Origin of the sequence: Stenotrophomonas sp. B1-1 (assembly GCF_010894375.1) — a bacterium.
GTDB lineage: Bacteria > Pseudomonadota > Gammaproteobacteria > Xanthomonadales > Xanthomonadaceae > Stenotrophomonas.
On record NZ_JAAIUZ010000007.1, the window covers coordinates 255,007 to 274,866 of the forward strand.

At 67.5% G+C, this 19,860-nt stretch carries 15 protein-coding genes; 8 read left to right on the forward strand and 7 right to left on the reverse strand.

Annotated features, from left to right (window positions below; translation table 11 throughout):
• Positions 1–99 precede the first annotated feature (99 nt).
• The 3 genes from G4G00_RS07030 to G4G00_RS07040 all read left to right on the forward strand — a co-directional run bounded on the left by G4G00_RS07030 (position 100) and on the right by G4G00_RS07040 (position 4,967).
• The gene (locus tag G4G00_RS07030; protein WP_164272108.1) at positions 100–3,486 is read left to right on the forward strand and encodes an autotransporter serine protease; all 3,387 of its coding nucleotides are present in this window, start codon (positions 100–102) and stop codon (positions 3,484–3,486) included.
• A gap of 120 nt (positions 3,487–3,606) precedes the next feature.
• The gene (locus G4G00_RS07035; protein WP_108754113.1) at positions 3,607–4,383 is read left to right on the forward strand and encodes an AMP nucleosidase; all 777 of its coding nucleotides are present in this window, start codon (positions 3,607–3,609) and stop codon (positions 4,381–4,383) included.
• 44 nt (positions 4,384–4,427) lie between these two features.
• Positions 4,428–4,967, forward strand: coding sequence for a DUF924 family protein (locus G4G00_RS07040; RefSeq protein WP_108750569.1), 540 nt, complete (start codon positions 4,428–4,430; stop codon positions 4,965–4,967).
• Positions 4,968–5,124: 157 nt separating this feature from the next.
• Here G4G00_RS07040 and grxD read toward each other — a convergent pair whose 3' ends face one another.
• Entirely contained in the window at positions 5,125–6,051 is a 927-nt protein-coding gene (gene grxD / locus G4G00_RS07045) for a Grx4 family monothiol glutaredoxin (protein WP_108754112.1), read from the reverse strand.
• Positions 6,052–6,110: 59 nt separating this feature from the next.
• Here grxD and G4G00_RS07050 point away from each other — a divergent pair, with 59 nt between their 5' ends.
• Positions 6,111–6,890 carry a polysaccharide deacetylase family protein gene (locus G4G00_RS07050; RefSeq protein ID WP_164272111.1) on the forward strand — a complete coding sequence of 260 codons (780 nt, stop codon included), beginning with the start codon at positions 6,111–6,113 and terminating at the stop codon, positions 6,888–6,890.
• A gap of 66 nt (positions 6,891–6,956) precedes the next feature.
• Here the strand turns inward: G4G00_RS07050 and G4G00_RS07055 are convergent, their stop codons facing one another.
• Genes G4G00_RS07055 through G4G00_RS07065 form a run of 3 tightly spaced genes read right to left on the reverse strand, consistent with a single transcriptional unit; the run spans position 6,957 to position 9,567 of the window.
• Entirely contained in the window at positions 6,957–7,667 is a 711-nt protein-coding gene (locus G4G00_RS07055) for a methyltransferase domain-containing protein (protein ID WP_164272113.1), read from the reverse strand.
• Between the two features lie 4 nt (positions 7,668–7,671).
• Complete coding sequence (locus G4G00_RS07060) at positions 7,672–8,289, reverse strand: SGNH/GDSL hydrolase family protein (RefSeq protein ID WP_164272116.1); 618 nt, start codon at positions 8,287–8,289, stop codon at positions 7,672–7,674.
• 3 nt (positions 8,290–8,292) lie between these two features.
• The gene (locus tag G4G00_RS07065; protein ID WP_026347275.1) at positions 8,293–9,567 is read right to left on the reverse strand and encodes a pyridoxal phosphate-dependent aminotransferase; all 1,275 of its coding nucleotides are present in this window, start codon (positions 9,565–9,567) and stop codon (positions 8,293–8,295) included.
• Between the two features lie 111 nt (positions 9,568–9,678).
• On the opposite strand from G4G00_RS07065, the gene rsgA reads away from it, so the two are divergent.
• The 4 genes from rsgA (at position 9,679) to G4G00_RS07085 (ending at position 16,218) form a co-directional block, all read left to right on the forward strand.
• A complete protein-coding gene (rsgA, locus tag G4G00_RS07070; protein ID WP_205515529.1) occupies positions 9,679–10,779 on the forward strand; it encodes a ribosome small subunit-dependent GTPase A in 1,101 nt (366 codons plus the stop codon).
• A gap of 295 nt (positions 10,780–11,074) precedes the next feature.
• The gene (locus G4G00_RS07075) at positions 11,075–12,328 is read left to right on the forward strand and encodes a flavohemoglobin expression-modulating QEGLA motif protein (protein WP_108754107.1); all 1,254 of its coding nucleotides are present in this window, start codon (positions 11,075–11,077) and stop codon (positions 12,326–12,328) included.
• A 451-nt stretch (positions 12,329–12,779) separates the two neighbouring features.
• Positions 12,780–15,071, forward strand: coding sequence for a TonB-dependent receptor (locus G4G00_RS07080; RefSeq protein WP_164272119.1), 2,292 nt, complete (start codon positions 12,780–12,782; stop codon positions 15,069–15,071).
• A 151-nt stretch (positions 15,072–15,222) separates the two neighbouring features.
• Positions 15,223–16,218, forward strand: coding sequence for a DUF4274 domain-containing protein (locus G4G00_RS07085; protein ID WP_164272122.1), 996 nt, complete (start codon positions 15,223–15,225; stop codon positions 16,216–16,218).
• A gap of 107 nt (positions 16,219–16,325) precedes the next feature.
• Here the strand turns inward: G4G00_RS07085 and phbB are convergent, their stop codons facing one another.
• Genes phbB through G4G00_RS07100 form a run of 3 tightly spaced genes read right to left on the reverse strand, consistent with a single transcriptional unit; the run spans position 16,326 to position 19,614 of the window.
• Positions 16,326–17,066 carry an acetoacetyl-CoA reductase gene (phbB, locus tag G4G00_RS07090; protein ID WP_108762854.1) on the reverse strand — a complete coding sequence of 247 codons (741 nt, stop codon included), beginning with the start codon at positions 17,064–17,066 and terminating at the stop codon, positions 16,326–16,328.
• Between the two features lie 25 nt (positions 17,067–17,091).
• Positions 17,092–18,420, reverse strand: coding sequence for a CitMHS family transporter (locus tag G4G00_RS07095; RefSeq protein WP_108754875.1), 1,329 nt, complete (start codon positions 18,418–18,420; stop codon positions 17,092–17,094).
• A gap of 57 nt (positions 18,421–18,477) precedes the next feature.
• Positions 18,478–19,614, reverse strand: a complete 1,137-nt coding sequence (locus tag G4G00_RS07100) for a porin (protein WP_164272223.1) — start codon at positions 19,612–19,614, stop codon at positions 18,478–18,480.
• Positions 19,615–19,860 lie beyond the last annotated feature (246 nt).

Below are 19,860 nucleotides of genomic sequence, written 5' to 3' on the forward strand. Positions count from 1 at the left end.
GGGTTAGCGCGCGCTGATCCGCCGCGAGGGTGTTCTTTCCACTGCTCCATGACGGAGCTGCACCTGAAACATTCCATGGAATCAAGGACGTAACTGCAGATGACTGTCTCCCCGTCGTATCGTTCCACCGCTTCCCGCCGCTCCATCCTTCCCTCCCCCCTGGCCTCGGCCATCGTGGGCTCGCTGCTGATGGCCGCCGCCCTGCCGGCCCTGGCCCAGGACAGCAACGCCGACGCCCTGTTGCGTTACCAAGCCCAGCGCAGCCTGCAGGCCGCGTTTGCCGCCCCGGTCCTCACCGCTTCGCCGTCGCTGAAGATCATTGCCGCCGACGTTGAAGTCGATCCGGAACCCATCATGGGCAAGCCGGGTGATGCCGCCAGCTGGCGCACCACCGAATTCAACAGTGACTGGGGCCTGCAGGCGATCAACGCCGATGTGGCCTACGCACGCGGCCTGACCGGCGCCGGCATCCGCCTGGGCGTGTTCGACAGCGGCACCGGCCTGGACCACGACGAGTTCGCCGGCAAGGACCACCGCAGCATCCACCTGGCCGACGTGCTGGCCGATGGCAGCCTGTGCGCACGCGAAGTGCTGGATGGCCCGGATGCCTGCTTCGCCAGTGACGGTGACCAGGTGGCCGTGTCCTACCAAGTGCTGGATCCGGACTACGCCGCGCTGCTGGAACGCAACGGCTTCTACGAAGGCCTGAGCTACAACATCCACGGCACCCACGTGTCGGGCACCATCGCCGCCAACCGCGATGGCAACGGCACCCACGGCGTGGCCTTCGGCGCCGACCTGAGCGTGGCCCGCCTGTTCTCCAACAGCGCCACTTACCTGTCGGTGGTGAACATCGGCGGCAACCTGTACCTGGACGAGCAGACCATCGCCGCCATCCAGGCCGATGATTCGATCTACCCGCAGCTGTACGCGCAGATGAACGAACAGGGCGTGCGCGCGATCAACCACAGCTGGGGCCTGGCCAACGAGCCGACCACCGCTGAAGACCTGGACCTGTACCAGTCGCACCCGGTGTTCGCCGCGAGTCTGGCCGCGATGGCCGAAGGTTCGCGCAGCAGCGGCCTGATCCAGGTCTGGGCCGCAGGCAACACCGATGCGCCCAACACCTCGCCGGAAGAAGCGCCGATCGCCGGCATGTATGCCTCGCTGCCGCGCGCCATCGCCGACATCGAGCCGTACTGGCTGGCCGTGGTCAACGTCAATGAAGACCTGGAGCTGAGCAACCGCTCGATGCGCTGCGGTCTGGCCGCGAACTGGTGCCTTGCCGCACCGGGTTCGAACATCAACTCGACCGTGTACGGTCCCGACTCGGTGATCGAAGGCGATTTCTACGACGACAACGGCAACCTGGTGGTGGACATCATCAGCCAGTCCCCGTCGTCCGATTACCAGGAACTGAGCGGCACCTCCATGGCCGCCCCGCACGTCACCGGCGCGCTGGGCCTGCTGTTCGAGCGCTTCCCGTACCTGGACAGCGCGCAGGTGCGCGACGTGCTGCTGACCACCGCCACCGACCTGGGCGCCGAAGGCGTGGACGATGTCTACGGCTGGGGCCTGATGAACCTGGCCGCGGCCGTCGAAGGCTACGGCTCGCTGCGCGTGGACACCGACGTGGTGATGAACCAGAAGGCCGGCGGCCTGAAGGTGTGGGAAGGCGATGCGTGGGATGACTGGACCAATGACATCGGCGGCCCCGGCAAGCTGACCAAGAGCGGCATCGGCTGGCTGCGCCTGAGCGGCGACAACAGCTTCAACGGTGCGGTGGTGCGCGAAGGCGTGCTGGAGCTGGACGGCGTGAACACGCTGACCAGTGCCGTGGACGTGACCGGCGGTACCTTCCTGCTCAACGGCACCCTGCAGAACACCGCGCTGAACAGCCTGGGCGGCAACAGCCGCATCACCACCACCGGCGTGCTGGACGGCTCGGACCTGACCGTCACCGGCGGCGTGGTGTCGTTCAACGGCGTGCAGACCGGCGGCAGCACCTTCGTCGGTGAAAAGGGCACGCTGAAGGGCGTGGGCCAGCTGGGTGACACCACCGTGGCCGGCATCATCGCCCCGGGCAACTCCATCGGTACGCTCACCATCAACGGTGACTACGTGCAGACCGCCACCGGCGTGTACCAGGCCGAAGTGGCCCCGGGCAGCCGCAGCGACCAGCTGCACGTGACCGGTACCGCCACCCTGGGCGGCACCCTGGTGGCGCTGCCGGAGCCGGGCATCTACTACCTGGGCGAGCAGTTCAACTTCATCCAGGCCGACGGCGGCGTGAACGGCCAGTTCGCCACCACCGATTTCAGCGCCTTCTCGCCCTTCATGCAGTTCAGCCTGGCCTACACCGCCGCTGGCGCGCGCATTGAAGTCACCCGCGGCAACGCGCTGGCCACCTCGGCCACCACTGGCAACCAGCTGGCCGTGGCCACCGTGGCCGACGGCCTGGCGGTCAACCAGGGCCTGCCGCGTCCGCTGACCATGCTGTTCCCGGAACAGGTGGGCAGTGCACTGGACAGCCTGAGCGGCGAACTGCACGCCGCCACCAGCGTGGCCCTGCTGGAAAGCAGCCGCTACGTGCGTGATGCCGCGCTGGCCCGCCGTGCCGGTGCCGCTGCACCGGGTGCCGAAGGCGGCGACGCCACCGGCGTGTGGGTGCAGGCCCTGGCCGGCAGCACCACCCTGGACGGCAACACCAACACCGCCCGCACCGAAGCCAACAGCAACGGCCTGCTGGTCGGTGCCGACCGCGAGTTCGGCGGCTGGCAGGTGGGCGTGCTGGCCGGTACCGGCCGCACCGACGTGAAGCAGGGCGAAGGCCGCCGTGCCAAGTCGAAGGTGGACAACACCCACTTCGGCGCCTACGCCAGCCACAACTGGGGCGGTTTCGGCCTGCGTGGTGGCCTGGCATGGAGCGAACACGAGGTGGACAGCACCCGTGAGCTGGCGTTCGCCGGCTACAGCGACACCCTGAGCGCCCGTTACGACGCGCGTACCCGCCAGGCCTTCATCGAAGCGGCCTACCGCTTCGGCGGCCGCGAGGCCGGCCTGGAGCCCTACCTGCAGGTGGCCCGCGTGGAAGTGGACACCAAGCACGTGAACGAGCGTGGCGGTGCCGCGGCCCTGCAGGGTTCGGTGGATGACGTGCGCACCACCCTGGCCACGGCCGGCGTGCGCTTCGACAAGGGCCTGAAGGCGTCGTTCCAGCAGGACAGCTGGCTGCACGTGCGCGGTGCGGTGGCCTACCGCCACGCCAGCGGCGACCGCAACCCGGCGGCCCGCCTGGGCTTTGCCAGCGGCGGCGACAGCTTCGTGGTCAACGGTGCCCCCATCGCCGACAGCGCGGTGGTGGCCGAACTGGGCCTGTCGGCCTGGCTGACCGCCAAGCAGCAGCTGGAACTGGGCTACAGCGGCCAGTTCGGCGACGAAAGCCGCGACCACGGTGCCAACCTGCGCTGGTCGGTGCGCTTCTAAGCCACCGGTTCCCGTAGGGAGATTAGAGGGGGGGCGGCCGCAGGGCCGCCCCCTTTCTTTGTGTGGCAGGGCAGGTGCAGCGTTGCCTACAATGGCCCCCCCTGCAGCACCGGACCGGGCATGAAGAGCAAACAGGAAATCGTCGACAACTGGCTGCCACGCTATACCGGCGTGCCGTTGGACCAGTTTGGCGAGCACATCCTGCTGACCAACTTCGGCGGCTACCTGCACACCTTTTCCGAACTGACCGGGGCGCCCATCGTCGGCCTGGACCGGCCCATGGCCAGTGCAACCATCGATGGCATCACCCTGATCAACTTCGGCATGGGCAGCCCGAACGCGGCCATCATCATGGACCTGCTGTCGGCGGTGATGCCCAAGGCGGTGCTGTTCCTGGGCAAGTGTGGCGGCCTGAAGCGCAAGAACGCGCTGGGCGACCTGGTGCTGCCGATCGCCGCCATCCGTGGCGAAGGCACCTCGGGCGACTACCTGCCGCCGGAAGTGCCGGCCTTGCCGGCCTTTGCCCTGCAGCGTGCGGTGTCCACCATGATCCGCGACCTGGGCCACGACTACTGGACCGGCACGGTGTACACCACCAACCGCCGGGTCTGGGAACACGACGAGGCCTTCAAGGAACGGCTGCGGGCCATGCGCTGCATGGCCATCGACATGGAAACGGCCACCGTGTTCGCCGCCGGCTTCGCCAACCACATTCCCAGCGGCGCCCTGCTGCTGGTGTCCGACCAGCCGATGATCCCGGACGGGGTGAAAACCGAGGCCTCCGATGCCAAGGTCAGCTCCCAGTTCGTGGAAAACCATATCCAGATCGGCATCGAGGCGCTTAAGCTTATCCGGCGCAACGGCAAGTCGGTCCGCCACCTGCGCTTTGACGAATGATTGATGACGGCCTGGCGCGGCGCGCGGGGCCCTGGGAGTAGGTGATGGACGTTGCCGCGCAAGTGGTGGAATTCTGGAGCGAGGCCGGCCCGGCCAAGTGGTTCGCGCGCGACGATGCGTTCGACGCGCGTTTCCGCGAACGCTTCCTGGACGAGCATTACGCCGCCGCGGCGCGTGGCCGCGAACACTGGCTGGGCAGTGCCGAAGGCGCGCTGGCGCTGATGCTGCTGCTGGACCAGTTCCCGCGCAACTGCTTCCGCGGTACCGCCCATTCCTATGCCACCGATGGCCTGGCCCGGCACTACGCCATGCGTGCCATCGAAGAAGGCCTGGACCTGCAGCTGGTGCCCAAGCTGCGCGCCTTCATCTACCTGCCGTTCGAACATTCCGAAGATCCGTTCGACCAGGATCGTTCGGTGGCCATGTTCGACGTGTTGGGCGACAAGGAATACCTGCAGTACGCCGAACTGCACCGCGACATCATCCGCCGCTTCGGCCGCTTCCCGCACCGCAACGCCGTGCTGGGGCGCATTCCCAGCCCGGAAGAGCTGGACTACCTGGCCGAAGGTGGCTTCGCGGGGTAGATACACGCCCTGCGTGGATGCAAAAAAAACGCCGGCGGATGCCGGCGTTTTCTGTGCTGGGGCCAGAGCCCTTTCCTGCGGAAAGGGGTCCGACCCCAACCGGGCAGGGTCAGATCCCTTTCCGCAGGAAAGGGCTCTGACCCCGTGCCGGCGCCGATCAGTACTTCGGCACGCCGTTGTCCACTTCGTCCGACCAGGCATCGATGCCGCCGGTCACGTTGAACACCTTGGTGAAGCCCAGGGTGCGGAACTGTTCGGCGGCCTGCGCACTGCGGCCACCGTGGTGGCACAGGAAGGCCAGCGCGGTGTCCTTGGGCAGGGCTTCCAGCTCGGCACGGCCGTTGCCATCGAAGCTCTTGAACGGCACGCCCACCGCGGCGATCGCGCGTTCGTCGGCCGGGCGCACGTCCACCAGGGTCACGTTGCCAGCGCGCACCAGATCGTCGGCGTCGCGCACGCTGATTTCCTGCACCGGCTTGGGCGCGTTCGGGTTGTCGATGGCCAGGCCCTTGCCGCGGATATCGTCCACCCAGTCGATGGTGATGCCGTCGGCGCGGCGCGCGCTGGACAGGTCGAACTGCACGCGCAGGCCGTTGGATTCGGCGGCGATGGCGCTGTCGTCATGCGGGGCCAGCTGGAAGTTCGGCTGGAAGCGTGCATCGATGGTCAGCTGCAGCGAGGCACCGGGCGCATCGGCCAGCGCGCCCTTCAGCATTTCCACTGCGGCCGGGGTGACGGTGATGCGCGGTGGTGTGCGGTCCGGTGCGGCCAGGCCCAGCACGCTGCTCAGTTCGCCGCTGGCGGCCATCTGCAGCACGATGTCGCTGCCGCCGACCAGTTCGCCGTCGATGTACAGCTGCGGGATGGTCGGCCAGTCGCCGTAGGCCTTGATGCCTTCACGGATCTCCTGGTCGGCCAGCACGTTCACGTGGGCAAAATCCACGCCCAGATCCTGCAGGGCGCCCACGGCCTTGGCCGAGAAACCGCACTGCGGCATGGACGGCTGGCCCTTCATGAACAGCACGACGCGGTTGGCGTTGAGGAGGGATTCGATGCGCGAACGCAGGGCGGGATCGAGGGACATGGCAGTCGTGGTCCGGGAAATTCGAATCGCTCATTCTACGCCCCATGGCATCATGGGGCATGACCAACGCAGGAACATTGCATCGCATCCCGTCCCGGCCCTGGCGCTGGCTGCCCTGGCTGGTGGCGTCGCAGCTGGCCGTGATCCTGCTGTGGTCGTGGGCCGGCTGGGTGTGGGGGTTGCCGTTGATGGTGGCCAGCCACGCGCTGTTCCTGGTGCCGGTGTTCCTGCCCAACAGCCGCTTCTACGCACCGGTGCTCGACCGCCTGCCGGCCACCGGCAACAGCGTCTGGTTGACCATCGACGATGGCCCCAGCGCCGAGACCCCGGCCGTGCTGGACCTGCTGGATCGCCACCAGGCCAAGGCCACGTTCTTCCTGGTGGGCGAACGCGCATTGGCGCATCCGGCCCTGGTGGCCGAGATCCTGCGCCGCGGCCACGACCTGGGCAACCACAGCCACACCCACCCGCAGACCCGCTTCTGGCGGCTGGGCCCGGCGGCGATGCGGGCCGAGATCGAGGCTTGCCACCATGCCCTGCAGGCGGTCGCCGGCCGGCCCATGCGCTGGTACCGCTCGGTGGTCGGCATGACCAACCCCTTCGTGGCCCCCGCGCTGAAGGCGCTGGGTCTGGTGCGGGTGGGCTGGAGCGCGCGCGGCTTCGACGGCGTGGGCTGCACCCCCGACGGCGTGCTGGCGCGCCTGCTGCCCGATCTGCAGCCCGGTGCCATCGTGCTGCTGCATGAAGGCGCCGCGCACGGGCACAACCTGGCCATCATCGAACGGGTGCTGCAGGTGTTGGACGAGCGTGGCCTGAAGGCCGAACTGCCGGCCGCATGACCGGTAGCGCCGGGCCATGCCCGGCGAGCGCAGCGGCCCGCAGGTAATCCGCCGGGCAGGGTCCGGCTAGCGCTGGGCCACCAGCAGCCAGCTGTTGAACGGTGTGCGCCCATGCAGCGGACGCACCTGGCCGACCTGCAGGCCGCAGTCGGCCAGGGTGGCGCGCAACTGCGCCGGGTCCGGGTAGTGTCGCGGGCGCGTGCCCATCCAGCCCACCAGCCAGGCCAGCCGGTCGGCCACCCGGGTGGTGCGGTCGCGGCGGTCGCCGGTGGCCAGTGGCGTGCGCAGCAGCAATCGCGCGCCGGGGGCCACGCGCGCGCTGGCGGCCTTCAGCAACGCCAGCTGCGGCTGCGCATCCAGATACTGCAGCACGTCCAGCAGCAGCACGTGGCCGTGTTGTGCCGGCAAGGGCGCCTGTACATCCAGACAATCGAACTGCACGTCGGCCAGGCCGGTGCCGGCGCGCTGCGCACGGGCGATCTTGGCGGCGTCCACATCCACGCCCAGATACGGTGCGCGGCGGCCACGCTGGCGCAGCACATGGGCGAACAGGCCCAGCCCGCAGCCCAGGTCCAGCAGCGGCTGGCCATCGTCGGGCAGGTGCTGCAGCACGCCGTCATAGAGCGGATCGCTGCCCAGCTTGCCGCGGGTGTAATAGTAATCGCGGCGGTTGCCCCAGGCCTGCGCAGGCCGGAAGGCTTCGGCAATCGCCCGTGCCTGCGCGGCATCGAGCGGTGAACAGTGCAGCGGTGTGCCGTTCCGTGGCGTGCCGTCCATGGGTTCAGCCGGCTCCGGCCAGCAGGCGCGTGGCCAACGGCAGCGCCCGCGCGCTCCACAGCGCATACATCGCCGCCGAAGGGTGCAGCCCGTCATCGGCAATCATCGCCGGGTCGTGGCCGTGCGCTCGGCTGATGTCGGTGATATCCACGAACGCCACGCCGTGGGCTTCGCTGATCGCGGCAGCGGCCGCATTGAAGGCATCGGTCTGCGCGGCTACCTGGGCCAGATCGCGGCCACTGCCGGCGCCGAACGGGGTGAAGCCCCAATCGGGGAAGGACAGCACCAGCACGCGCTCGGCGCGCCCGCCGGCAAAGCCGATCGCGCGCTGCAGAAGGGCCTGGAACTGCGCGCGGTACTCGTCCAGCGCACGGCCCCGGTACTGGTTGTTCACCCCGATCAGCAGGCTGACGAAGTCAAACAGACCCTGCGGCGCGGCCGCATCGATGCCCGCATCCAGTTCATCGGTGGTCCAGCCGGTGGTCGCGATGGTCTGCGGTTCGGCCAGTGCCACGCCCTCGGCCCGCAGCGCGGCGGCCAACTGGTGCGGCCAGCGGCCATCAACGTCCACCGCTTCGCCGATCGTGTACGAATCGCCCAGCGCCAGGTAACGCAGCGCCACGGCTCAGGCCACCGAACGGCGTGGCTTCAGCGGCACGACCTTGGTGGCGTCCTCGGCGCGGCGGGCCAGCACCCGGTCGATGCGTGCGAATACATCGCGCATCACCGAGGCTTCCGGCAGCAGGGTCACGCGGAAGTGGTGGCGGTAGGGCACGTTGAAGCTGGAGCCCGGTACCACCAGCACGCCTTCGTTGTTCATCAGGTCCAGGGCGAAGGTGTGGTCGTCGAAGCCCTTGGCGGCGGCGCCGACCACGGCCGGGAACGCGTACAGCGCGCCGGCCGGCGCAACCAGCGACAGGTGTTCGCTGGCCTCGCAGGCCTCGATCACCGCACGCCGGGTTTCATACAGACGACCGCCGGGGGCGCACAGCTCGGAAATGGTGTCCGGGCCGTTCACCGCCGCGTCGATCGCGTACTGGCCCGGCACGTTGGCACACAGGCGCAGCGCGCTGAGCAGGTCCAGCGCGGCGCGGAAATCGCCCAGGCGCGCATCGTCGCCGCTCAGGTGGGCCCAGCCCACGCGCCAGCCACAGGCACGGTGCACCTTGCTCAGACCGCTGAAGGTCAGGCAGGGGTGATCGCCGGCCAGCGGCGCGACCGGCTGGAACACCGCATCGTCGTACAGGATCTGGTCGTAGATCTCATCGACCAGCAGCAGCAGGTTGTGGCGGCGCGCGATCTCGACCACGCGCTCCAGCAGTTCGCGCGGGTAGCTGGCGCCGCTGGGGTTGTTCGGGTTGATCAGCACGATGGCGCGGGTGCGCGAGGACACCAGCGTCTCGATCTCGGTCGGGTCGGGCTGGAAGCCGTTTTCCGGCGCGCAGCGGTAGTACACCGGGCGGCCGTCGTTGAGGATGGCCGCGGCCGACCACAGCGGGTAGTCCGGCGAGGGCACCAGCACTTCATCACCCGGGTTCAACAGTGCGCGCAGCGACAGGTCGATCAGTTCGCTGACGCCGTTGCCGACGAACACGCGGTCCGGATGCGCATCGGGCGCACCGCGGCGCGCATACGCGGCGGCAATGGCTTCGCGCGCGACCGGCAGGCCCTGCTGGTGGGTGTAGGGGTCGGTACGGCCCATGTCATCGGCAATCGCGCGCTGCAGGTGCTCGGGCGCACGGAAACCAAAGTTGCCGGGGTTGCCGATGTTCAGCTTGATCAGCTTGCGGCCCTGCGCTTCCAGCTCCCGCGCTCGCCGGGCCAGTTCTCCGCGGATTTCGTAGCGCACTTCGGAAAGGCGCTCGCGGATGGCCAAGGGCTTGGGCGAGGGGGTGGACATGGGGGCTGGGCCGTCGTAAGGCATGGGGCTTCCATCCTACCGGAATTGGTGCAGCGCATGGCAAGGGTGCAGGCCCCGCCGTTGCTGGGCTGGCCGGGTAGAATGGCGGCGATGACCCAGACCCCCGATTTCACCGCCCTGCAGACCATCGGCTGGCCTTGGCCGGGCCCGCCGCAGCAGGCCGACTGGCAGGCCGCCATGGCCGCGCACCCGCAGGCCCGCCCGGCGCGGGTGATCGAACAGCATCGCACCCACTACGTGGTGGCCGATGGCCCGGACGCGTCGATCAAGGCCGAATCGCTGCCGGAATGGCAGCGCCCGCGTTTCCCCAGCCATGAACGACCGGCGGTCGGTGACTGGGTGCTGCTGGACGGCATCCGCATCGTCGCCCTGCTGCCGCGGCGTACCGCGATCAAGCGCGGTGCCGCCGGTGAGCATTACCACCAGCAGGTGATCGCGGCCAACATCGATACGGTGTTCATCGTCTGTGGGCTGGATGCCGACTTCAATCCGCGCCGCATCGAACGCTACCTGCTGCTGGTCGGTGGCGGTGGTGCCGAACCGGTGGTGGTGCTGACCAAGGCCGACCAGACCGAATACAGCGAAGATGCGCTGGCGGTGCTGGAAGAACTGGAAATGCAGGGCATTGCCCTGCACGCGATCAATGGCCTGGATGCCGACAGCGTGGCCGTGCTGCAGCCGTGGCTGGGGCCGGGCCGCACGGTGGTGCTGGTGGGATCGTCGGGGGCGGGCAAATCCACCCTGACCAACACCCTGCTGGGCGAGCAGCGCATGAAGACCAATGCGGTGCGCGCCAACGATTCGCGCGGCCGCCACACCACCACCCACCGCGCGCTGATGCCGCTGCCGACCGGCGCCTGCCTGATCGATACGCCCGGCATGCGCGAGCTGAAGCCGACCGGCGAAGAGACGCTGTCCGAGGGGGGCTTTGCCGATATCGAAGCGCTGGCCGAACAGTGCCGCTTCAATGACTGCAAGCACCAGCAGGAACCGGGCTGTGCAGTGCGCGCGGCGATCGATGCCGGCGAAATTGAAGAAAGCCGCCTGCTGAACTACTTCAAGTTGAAGGAAGAAGTCGCCGCGGCCGCAGCGAAGCTGGCCGTACGCCAGGCCGAGACCGCGCAGGAACGCGGCGGAAAGAAGGGCAGGGGCCAGCAGTTCCGCCCGGCCAGCAAACCGCGCCGGCGCTGATCGCGCGCGGCGGGGTCGGATCCCATTGCACCGCAACGGGCTCTTACCCCTGCAATGAACTGCAACGGCCTGCTCCTGGTGGATGCAAACTGCCGACTCCTGGTAGGTGCCAACCTTGGTTGGCACGAATGTTTCCGCAGCCCGCCTTCGGCGCGTGCCAACCAAGGTTGGCACCTACCGGGGGTCCGCCTCTGCCTGCTCTTGGTTGGCACGAATCTGTTCGTAGCCCTCGGTCGGCGCGTGCCAACCAAGGTTGGCACCTACCAAAGCAAGGGCAGGGCGCTATAGTCCGCCCATGGAACCCACCACAATGCTGGACCCCGATGTGGCCCACCATGCCGCGCTCGATGCGCGCCTGGTCGAGGCTGTCGGCGGCATCCGCCTGCTGGGGCTCACCAGTTGGCCGGCCACCGTGCAGGCGCCGTTCCTGGCCAGCGTGGCACGCGGCCAACCGGTGCTGCCGCAGGTTGATTACCCACGGCTGGATTTCAGCGAAGAACGCCGCGCACTGGATGCCATCAGCCGCGCGTGCGACGAAAGCCATCCGTTGGGGCACTACGTGCGGCAGTCCGCGCAGAGCTGGGACCTGGCCGCGCAGCTGCTGGAAGGATTGGGCACCTCCACCGTTGACCGCTGTTCGGTGCAGTTGTTCGGCGCACCCGAGCAGCCGTTGCCGGGCAACGGCCCCAGCACGCGCGATGCAGCGCGGCACTTCATCCAGATCGCCGCGGAACTGGACCACGAACTGCTGGCCCCGGAAGAACAGGTGCCCGTGTCGGCCATCGCGCTGCAGCTGCAGTTGCAGAACGATCTGGACGCCTTCTTCGAATCACGCATCATCCAGGTGCAACTGGACCCGGATCTGGTGTCTAAGGCCGCAGCTGGTCCGACCCGCATCCGCCTGCGCACCACCGCGCGCTTCAGTGCCTACGACCGCGCGCAGCTGTTCCACCACGAAGCGCTGGTGCATTCGCTCACCGCCTTGAACGGGCGCGAGCAGCCGGTGCTGCCCAGCCTGGGACTGTCCTCGCCACGGGTGACCGCTACCCAGGAAGGCCTGGCCACGTTTGCCGAACAGATCACCGGCAGCATCGATATCGAACGATTGAAGCGCATCAGCCTGCGCACCGAGGCCATTGCAATGGCACGCGAGGGCGCCGATTTCATCGAGGTCTACCGCTACTTCTGCGATGCCGGGCAGAACCCGGAAGAAAGTTTCGCCTCGGCCCAGCGCGTGTTCCGCGGCGTACCGCCCAGCGGCGGCCTGGCCTTCACCAAGGACACCGTGTATCTGCGCGGCCTGGTGTCGGTGCACACCTTCTTCCGCCACATGCTGGCTCAGGATCGCCTGCAGGTCTGCCGCTGGTTGTTCGCCGGCAAGATGAGCCTGACCGACGCCATCGCCTTCGCACCACTGTTTGAAGCCGGCGTACTGAAGCCCCCGCGCTGGCTGCCGCACTGGGTCAGCCGCGCCAACGGCCTGGCCGGCATGCTGGCGTTCTCGCTGTTCGCCAACCGCATCCGCATGGACCAGCTGGCGCCGGAGTAAATGGCGTACGACAGCAGTAGATCCACGCCATGCGTGGATGAACCCGTCAAACATCGATAAACAAAATGGGGTCAGAGCCCGTTGCCACACAACGGGATCCGACCCCGTGCCGTTCCAACAGCTCGCGGCCAACTGTCGAAGGCGGGGTGGGTCCGGTTGCGGGGGCGTGAGCCGCATGGATGCGGCGACCGAGCCTGCATGGACGTATTCACGGCGTCCCCCGCAACCGGACCCACCCCGCCCTCCCACCGAATGCACGCTTTTGACGTTGCAGTGAGCAGGTGCAGGGCGGCAGCCCTGCCGACACACCCACACCCACACCCACAAACGAGACGCGCGTCACCGCCCGCAGCACGCGCGCCGCTTCGTAAACAACCTTTCATCTTCCATTCGCATAGTGGCGGCGCGCCGCGCGCAGACGCGCCGGTCTTCCCCCATGCAATGGACTCACATGCAGACCCGATACCTGACGATTGCCGTGGCGATCGCCCTCTCCGCCGCCGCCAGCACCCATGCCGCCGAAACTGCCGACGCCAGCACCGATGCCGCGCTGAGCGCGCAGACGCTGGATACCGTTTCCGTGATCGGCCAGGGCGAAACCCGCCAGGTGCAGCGCATCACCGCCGTCGACAAGCAGGTGCTGCCGCCGGGCACCAGCGGCCAGAAGATCCTCGACCGCCTGCCGGGCGTATCGGTGCAATCCAACGATGCGTTCGGCGCCAATGAAGAATCGCAGACCATCAGCCTGCGCGGCTTTGACAAGAGCCGCCTGGGCTACACGCTCGATGGCATTCCACTGGGCGACAACAGCTACGGCAACTACAACGGCCTGAGCATCGCCCGCGCGATCATTGCCGAAAACCTGGCCGGCGCTGAACTGTCGCAGGGCATCGGCTCGCTGGGCGTGGCCTCCACCAGCAACCTGGGCGGCACCATCCAGTACTTCTCGATGGACCCGTCCACCGAATTCGGTGGGCGCGCCAGCATCACCGTGGGTGATGACAACCAGCGCCGCGGCTACCTGCGCGTGGATACCGGCGATATCAACGGCTTCTCGGCCTACGTGTCCGGCGTGCACCAGGACCAGGACATGTGGGCCGCGCCGTACCAGAACCAGACCACCCGCCAGTTCAATGCCAAAGCCGTATGGAACGTGGGCGACCATCGCTTCGGTGCGTTCGTGGCGACCTCGCGCGCCAGCCAGGCCAACTATGCCTACCTGTCCAAGGACATGCTGGCGCGTGGCCTGGGCTGGGACTGGAACATCTACGCACCGGACTGGGACCGTGCTGTCGCCGCAGCCTATTGCGCGCCGGGCACTCGAGATCCGGCCAAGTGCGCTTTCAGTGGTGGCGTCAACAGCATCGACGATGCCTACTACCAGAGCCGCGCGCTGCGCGATGACAATCTGTACTCGGTCGATGCCGATCTTCGCCTGGGCGAGCAGGGCCGCCTGAAGCTGATGGCCTACCACCACGACAACCGTGGCCAGGGCCACTGGTGGGCGCCGGGCCAGCCGTCGTACCCGGGCACCGACCGCATGCTGCCGATCTCGATCCGCAGCACCAACTACACCATCAACCGCGATGGCCTGACCGCCGCGCTGTCGTGGACGGTGGGCATCCACGAGCTGGAAGCCGGCCTGTGGTACGAGCAGAACGACCATAACGTGTCGCGCAATTTCTACTACATCAGCGGGCCGTTCCTGGACGATCTGTACCTGCAGAACCCCGACCGCCTGCTGTTCAACCAGGATTTCGATATCCGCACGCAGCAGTTCTACGTGCAGGACCGCATGCGCTTCCTCGACCAGCGCCTGACCGTGGACGTGGGCCTGAAGAGCCCGAACACCCGCATGCGCGCCACCGCCAAGGGCGGCGTGGAAACCAGCATCGCCTCCGGCACGCTCACCGCCAAGGAATCGGTGCTGCCGCAGCTGGGCGTGGGCTTCAAGCTCAACGCCAACAACGAGCTGTTCGCTTCGTACGCGGAAAACATCGCCGCGTTCGTGGGCGGTGGCAGCGGCGGCCCGCTGCAGGTGTCGCCGGAATCGTTCGCGGCCAGCGCCGGCCTGGAGCCGGAAAAGTCCAAGAGTCTGGAAGCCGGCTTCCGTACGTTCGGTGAGAAGTACCAGGCCTCCATCGCCGCCTACAACGTGAAGTTCGACAACCGCCTGCTGTCGTTGAATCCGTGCTCGAGCATCGAAGTCGGCACGCGCCCCGAGTGCGTGACGCGCTTCATCAACGTCGGTTCGGTGAAGAGCCATGGTGCCGAGCTGACCTTCATCCTCAAGCCCATCGATGGCCTGCAGTGGTACAACGCGCTGTCCTGGAACAAGACCACCTACGAGGATGACTACACCTCCGGCGGTGCGATCGTGCCGGTGGCCGGCAAGATCACCGTGGACACGCCGCAGCGCATGGCGTCCAGCGAGATCAGCTGGAACCGCGATGGCTTCTTCGCCAGCCTGCGCGCCAAGTACACCGGCAAGCGCTACTACACCTACACCAACGACCAGTCGGTGCCGGGCGTGACCACCTTCGATGCCGGCGCCGGCTATGACTTCGGCCCGGGGCTGGGCCTGCGCAACGTGCGTGTTTCGTTGAACGCCACCAACCTGACCAACAAGCGCTACGCCGGCCAGTTGAGTTCGTTCGCACCCACCGACCCGAACGGCACGCGCTACGCGATCCACGCCAGCGCACCGCGCCAGGTGTTCATGACCGTCGCCGCCGAGTTCTGATGCGATGGGGTCAGAGCCCTTTCGCGCGCGAAAGGGATCTGACCCCGATTCGGGGCACGGCCGGGGTCGGATCCCTTTCGCCTGCGAAAGGCTCTGACCCCGGTGCAAGGGACCGCTAGACTGCACGGGCACTGAGCAACGGACACCCCACGTGACCCCCGACGAGTACCACACGGCCTGCAGTCGCCTGCTGCAGGACTACCTGCGCACCGCCTCGCCCGAACAGCGCCACATCTATGTTGCACGGCGCAACTACGATGACAGCCCCGACGTGCTGGCCTGGCTGGCAGAGCAACGCGATCTGGACCGTGCCACGGCACTGCTGATGCACGCATCGCTGGGCGCAGGCCGGTTCGTCCAGTACGCAGACGCCAGCGAGGTGCCTGGCCACGAGCAGGCGGCGTACGCGCTGGTCCGTCGCATCGAGCAGCGGTGCCTCGATGGCTTCTACGCCGACCATGGGCTGGACTTCGATCCGTTTGCCGAGGCGGTCGATGATGCGTACGACGATGGCCTGCCGTTCCTTATCGCGCAGCAGTTGCACGATCTGGCCGCGGCGTTTGAACCCGAACGCGGCCCGGCACTCGGTGATGCCACCGCAGGTGATGTCGATATCTGGGCGGAGGTCGTGCCCCCAGCACTCTCACCCGTAGCAACCGCGTCGGATCCGGGCTGGCCGCTGCTCGTCTCGTTCCTCCAGCAGGCCACGCCGCAGCAGCGCCATCAGCTGATGCTGTTCGCCGACACCCACACCCTGTCCGATGCGCTGCAATGGCTGCTTGAACAGCCGTCGTTGGCCGCATCCAGCGCACTGGCGCTGTACTGGAACCTGGGGGCGTCCTGGTACGTGCCGTTTGCCACGGTCGACGATGTGCCTGCATCGCACCGCCACACCGCCGCGGTGCTGCGTGGCATCGAACAACGGCTGGCCGAGGGCGGCTACGCTGACCAGGGCCTGGGCTTCGACCTGGCGCAGAACCGGCCGCGCTTCCCGGCCCGTTGGCCCGGCCGGCCGGTGCTGCGCGCGATTCCCGAGGCGATGTGGTTGCCGCGCGACGGCCAGATCGTGGAGGAGTCCGACGAGGTGGATTTCATCTCCGGCCTGCCGGAGGAGGTGGCTGGCGCACTCGCGCAGTCGCGCGGATAGACCGCGGAGCGCATCGGGGTCAGAGCCCTTTCGCATGCGAAAGGGCTCTGACCCCAGGGGCGACCGAGCATCCACGCATGGCGTGGATCTACTGCAACGCGTGGGGGTCAGCCCATGTATAACCCACCATTGACCGCGTAATCGGCGCCGGTCACGTACGAAGCCTCGTCCGATGCCAGCCAGCCCACCAGCCCGGCCACTTCCTCCGGGCGGCCCAGGCGGCGTACCGGCACCGAGGCGGCCAGCCGGTCCAGTACATCCGGCGGGAAACTGCTGATCGCCTGGCTGGCGATGTAGCCGGGCGACAAGGTGTTCACAGTGACCCCGCGCGAGGCCACTTCGGCGGCCAACGCCCGGCTGAAACCGTGCATGGCGGCCTTGGCCGTGGCGTAGTTCACCTGGCCGATCTGCCCCTTGTGCGCGCTGACCGAACCGATGTTGATGATGCGGCCCCAGCCGCGCGTGGCCATGCCATCGACCACCTGCTTGGTCAGGTTGAACAGCGCGTTGAGGTTGGAGGCGATCACCGCGTTCCAGTCCTCTACGGTCATCTGCCGGAACAGCAGGTCGCGGCTGCCGCCGGAATTGTTCACCAGCACATCGACCTCGCCCACTTCGGCGCGCACCTTGGCAAACGCAGCGCTGGTGGAGGCCCAATCGGTGGCGTTGCCTTCCGATGCGATGAAATCAAAGCCCTGTTCGCGCTGTTCGCGCAGCCAGTTGGCCTTGCGCGGCGAGTTCGGTGCGCAACCGGCCACCACGGTGTGGCCGGAACGGGCCAGGCCCTGGCAGATGGCAGTACCCACGCTGCCCATGCCGCTGGTGACATATGCAATTCGAAGCGTCATTGCAGAAAACTCCCTGGTACGTGGATCAGGCGGCGAGGGGATACAGGGCAAACAGCAGGCCACCGGCCATCAACAGCAGCGAGATGGCGATCGCCCACTTCAGCGTGAACTTCTGGTGGTCGGCGAATTCAACCTTGGCCAGGCCCACCAGCAGGTAGGTGGACGGCACCAGCGGACTGAGCAGGTGCACCGGCTGCCCGGCCAGCGACGCGCGGGCCATTTCCACCGGGGTGATGCCGTAGTTGCCGGCGGCCTCGGACAGGATCGGCAGCACGCCGAAGTAGAAGGCGTCGTTGGACATGAAGAAGGTGAACGGCATCGAGGCCAGCGCGGTAATCACCGCCAGGTACGGGCCCCAGGCATCGGGAATGATCGCCAGGAAGCTGTGCGACATCGCCTCGACCATGCCGGTGTTGTTCAGGATGCCGGTGAAGATGCCCGCGGCGAAGATCAGCGATACCACCGACAGCACGTTGCCGGCATGGTTGACCACGCGGCGGCGCTGCTCGGCCAGGTTCGGGTAGTTGATGACCAGGGCAATGGCGAAGCCGACCATGAACAGCACCGGCATCGGCAGCACGCCGATGATCAGCGCGGTCATCAGCGCCAGGGTCAGGGCCAGGTTCACCCACAGCAGCTTCGGTCGCTTGATGTCCTCGGCGTCTTCCACCGACGGCAGTGCCGTGTTGTCGTCCGACACCGTGCTGTCCATCCAGCTGCCACCCTGCGGCAGGGTGACCACGCCCAGGCGACGGCGTTCCTTCATGCCCAGGTACCAGGCCAGCACCAGCACACCGGCGCAGGCGATCACCATCGACGGAATGAGCGGCACGAACACATCGGCCGGGTCCACGTGCAGCGCGGTGGCGGCACGTGCGGTGGGCCCGCCCCATGGGGTCAGGTTCATCACGCCGCCGGCCAGGATGGTCACGCAGGTCATGTTCAGCGCGCTCATGCCCAGGCGCTGGTACAGCGGCAGCATGGCCGACACGGTGATCATGTAGGTGGTCGAGCCATCGCCATCGAGCGAGATCAGCATGGCCAGCACCGCAGTGCCAAGCACGATCTTCATCGGATCGCCCTTCACGAAGCGCAGGATCACCCGCACCAGCGGATCGAACAGGCCCGCATCGATCATCACCCCGAAGTACAGGATGGCGAACATCAGCATCACGCCGGTGGGTGCGATCTTCTTGATGCCTTCCAGCATCATTTCGTCGATGTTGGCACCGAAGCCGCCCAGCAGGGCGAAGATGATCGGAATGGTGATCAGGGCGACCAGCGGCGACAGTCGTTTGCTCATGATCAAGTACATGAACGTAATGACCATGCCAAAGCCGAGGATGCTCAGCATCATCTGCGGACTCCTAGTGAAGACAGGACGTGGGGAAGGGGAGGGGAAGGGGGAGGCTTAGAAGTCGAACTGCAGGCGGCCGGTGACCGCGCGCGTGCGGTCCACCGTGACGCCGGCCAGGCGGTCGCGGTTGCGGCTCTCGATCACGTTCAACATGAAGCGCAGGTTGTCGCGCAGGTACCAGTTACCGCCCAGCGTCCAGGCTTCGGTGCTGCCGCGGCGCAGGTCCGGCGCGCCATCCAGGTGCTGTGCGCCCCACATCTGGTCGTAGCGCAGCGCCACTTCGAAGGCGCCGGCCTTGTGGCGGATGTCCTTCACGCGGGCGAAGCGGCCGGTCTTGCGGTCGTAGGCACGGCTTTCGCCGGTCACGAACCAGCTCAGCATGCCGTAGGCCGCCATCACGTCGCCGCGCTGCGCACCGTCATCGAACGTGGCGCCACTGAATTCGCCCTGCCAGGACAGCGGGCCGCGCACCTGCGCGTATTCCAGCGACCACTTGTTGACGTCGGTATCGCGGCCGGCGGAGAAGTCGACCAGGGTCAGGCGGCTTTCATCGGACAGGTGGCCGGCCGGGCGCGGGCGGATCTTCAGCCCAGGGGCACCGCTTGCGCCAGGGTTGTCGTAGGCCTCGCGGGCCAGCGACAGGCCCAGGTGCAGCACGTCGCCATCGCGGGGGGCCGGGGCCCAGGTCACGCGACCACCGGCGGCGCGGCCCTTCACCTGCCAGGCGTCGATGCTTTCCAGGCTGTAGACGCTGGCCGCCCAGGTGAAATCGCCCGGATTGGCCTGCCAGGACGCGCCCAGGCGGTACAGCGGCGCCAGCGTGGTGCCGGCGTTGCCACGCTCCAGGAAGCTGCCGTAGTTGGAACCGGTGCGGTCGTCCAGCGAGAAGTACTGCTTGAACTGGCCCACGGTCAGGCGGCCGGCGCTGCCGAAGCCGCGGCTCAGGTAGACGTCCTTGGCCTCCACGCGGTCGCCGGAAAAGTCCGCTTCCATCTTGTAATCGACCACGAAGAACTTGCCCGACACATCCAGCCAAGCGCGGCGTACTTCGGTGTCGTCCTTGTTCGGGGTGCCGCGGTCGTCGTTGTCGAACGTGGCGAAATCCAGGTGCAGGCGGCCGCCGACGGTGGCGGTGACCGGCCGGTCGTCCTCAGCAAAGGCCGGCGCGGCCAGCGCAGCCAGGGCCATCATGGCGGCGGGGCGCTGCCAGGCAAACTTCAATTCCACAAACCCTCCCAGGTGCGCGCCAGGCGCGCGGCAATCGTGGGCACCGGATGGTGCGCGGCCGCAGTCTGGGTTGCGGTAGCTGTCATCGTCCTGTCAGCGGTTTGTGCGGTGCAGCGTAAACGCGGCCGCCGCGCCCCCGGTAGCGCCGGGCCATGCCCGGCGGAATGCACCCGCCACACGCCATCGCGCCGCACGCGGTAGCATTCGCTT

What these genes read in the sequence shown, in the direction of transcription:
- G4G00_RS07030 (WP_164272108.1), top strand. Translation starts at nt 100, where the DNA reads ATGACTGTCTCCCCGTCGTATCGTTCCACCGCTTCCCGCCGCTCCATC.
- G4G00_RS07035 (WP_108754113.1), top strand. Translation starts at nt 3,607, where the DNA reads ATGAAGAGCAAACAGGAAATCGTCGACAACTGGCTGCCACGCTATACC.
- G4G00_RS07040 (WP_108750569.1), top strand. Translation starts at nt 4,428, where the DNA reads ATGGACGTTGCCGCGCAAGTGGTGGAATTCTGGAGCGAGGCCGGCCCG.
- grxD (WP_108754112.1), bottom strand. Translation starts at nt 6,051, where the DNA reads ATGTCCCTCGATCCCGCCCTGCGTTCGCGCATCGAATCCCTCCTCAAC.
- G4G00_RS07050 (WP_164272111.1), top strand. Translation starts at nt 6,111, where the DNA reads ATGACCAACGCAGGAACATTGCATCGCATCCCGTCCCGGCCCTGGCGC.
- G4G00_RS07055 (WP_164272113.1), bottom strand. Translation starts at nt 7,667, where the DNA reads ATGGACGGCACGCCACGGAACGGCACACCGCTGCACTGTTCACCGCTC.
- G4G00_RS07065 (WP_026347275.1), bottom strand. Translation starts at nt 9,567, where the DNA reads ATGTCCACCCCCTCGCCCAAGCCCTTGGCCATCCGCGAGCGCCTTTCC.
- rsgA (WP_205515529.1), top strand. Translation starts at nt 9,679, where the DNA reads ATGACCCAGACCCCCGATTTCACCGCCCTGCAGACCATCGGCTGGCCT.
- G4G00_RS07075 (WP_108754107.1), top strand. Translation starts at nt 11,075, where the DNA reads ATGGAACCCACCACAATGCTGGACCCCGATGTGGCCCACCATGCCGCG.
- G4G00_RS07080 (WP_164272119.1), top strand. Translation starts at nt 12,780, where the DNA reads ATGCAGACCCGATACCTGACGATTGCCGTGGCGATCGCCCTCTCCGCC.
- phbB (WP_108762854.1), bottom strand. Translation starts at nt 17,066, where the DNA reads ATGACGCTTCGAATTGCATATGTCACCAGCGGCATGGGCAGCGTGGGT.
- G4G00_RS07095 (WP_108754875.1), bottom strand. Translation starts at nt 18,420, where the DNA reads ATGCTGAGCATCCTCGGCTTTGGCATGGTCATTACGTTCATGTACTTG.
- G4G00_RS07100 (WP_164272223.1), bottom strand. Translation starts at nt 19,614, where the DNA reads ATGATGGCCCTGGCTGCGCTGGCCGCGCCGGCCTTTGCTGAGGACGAC.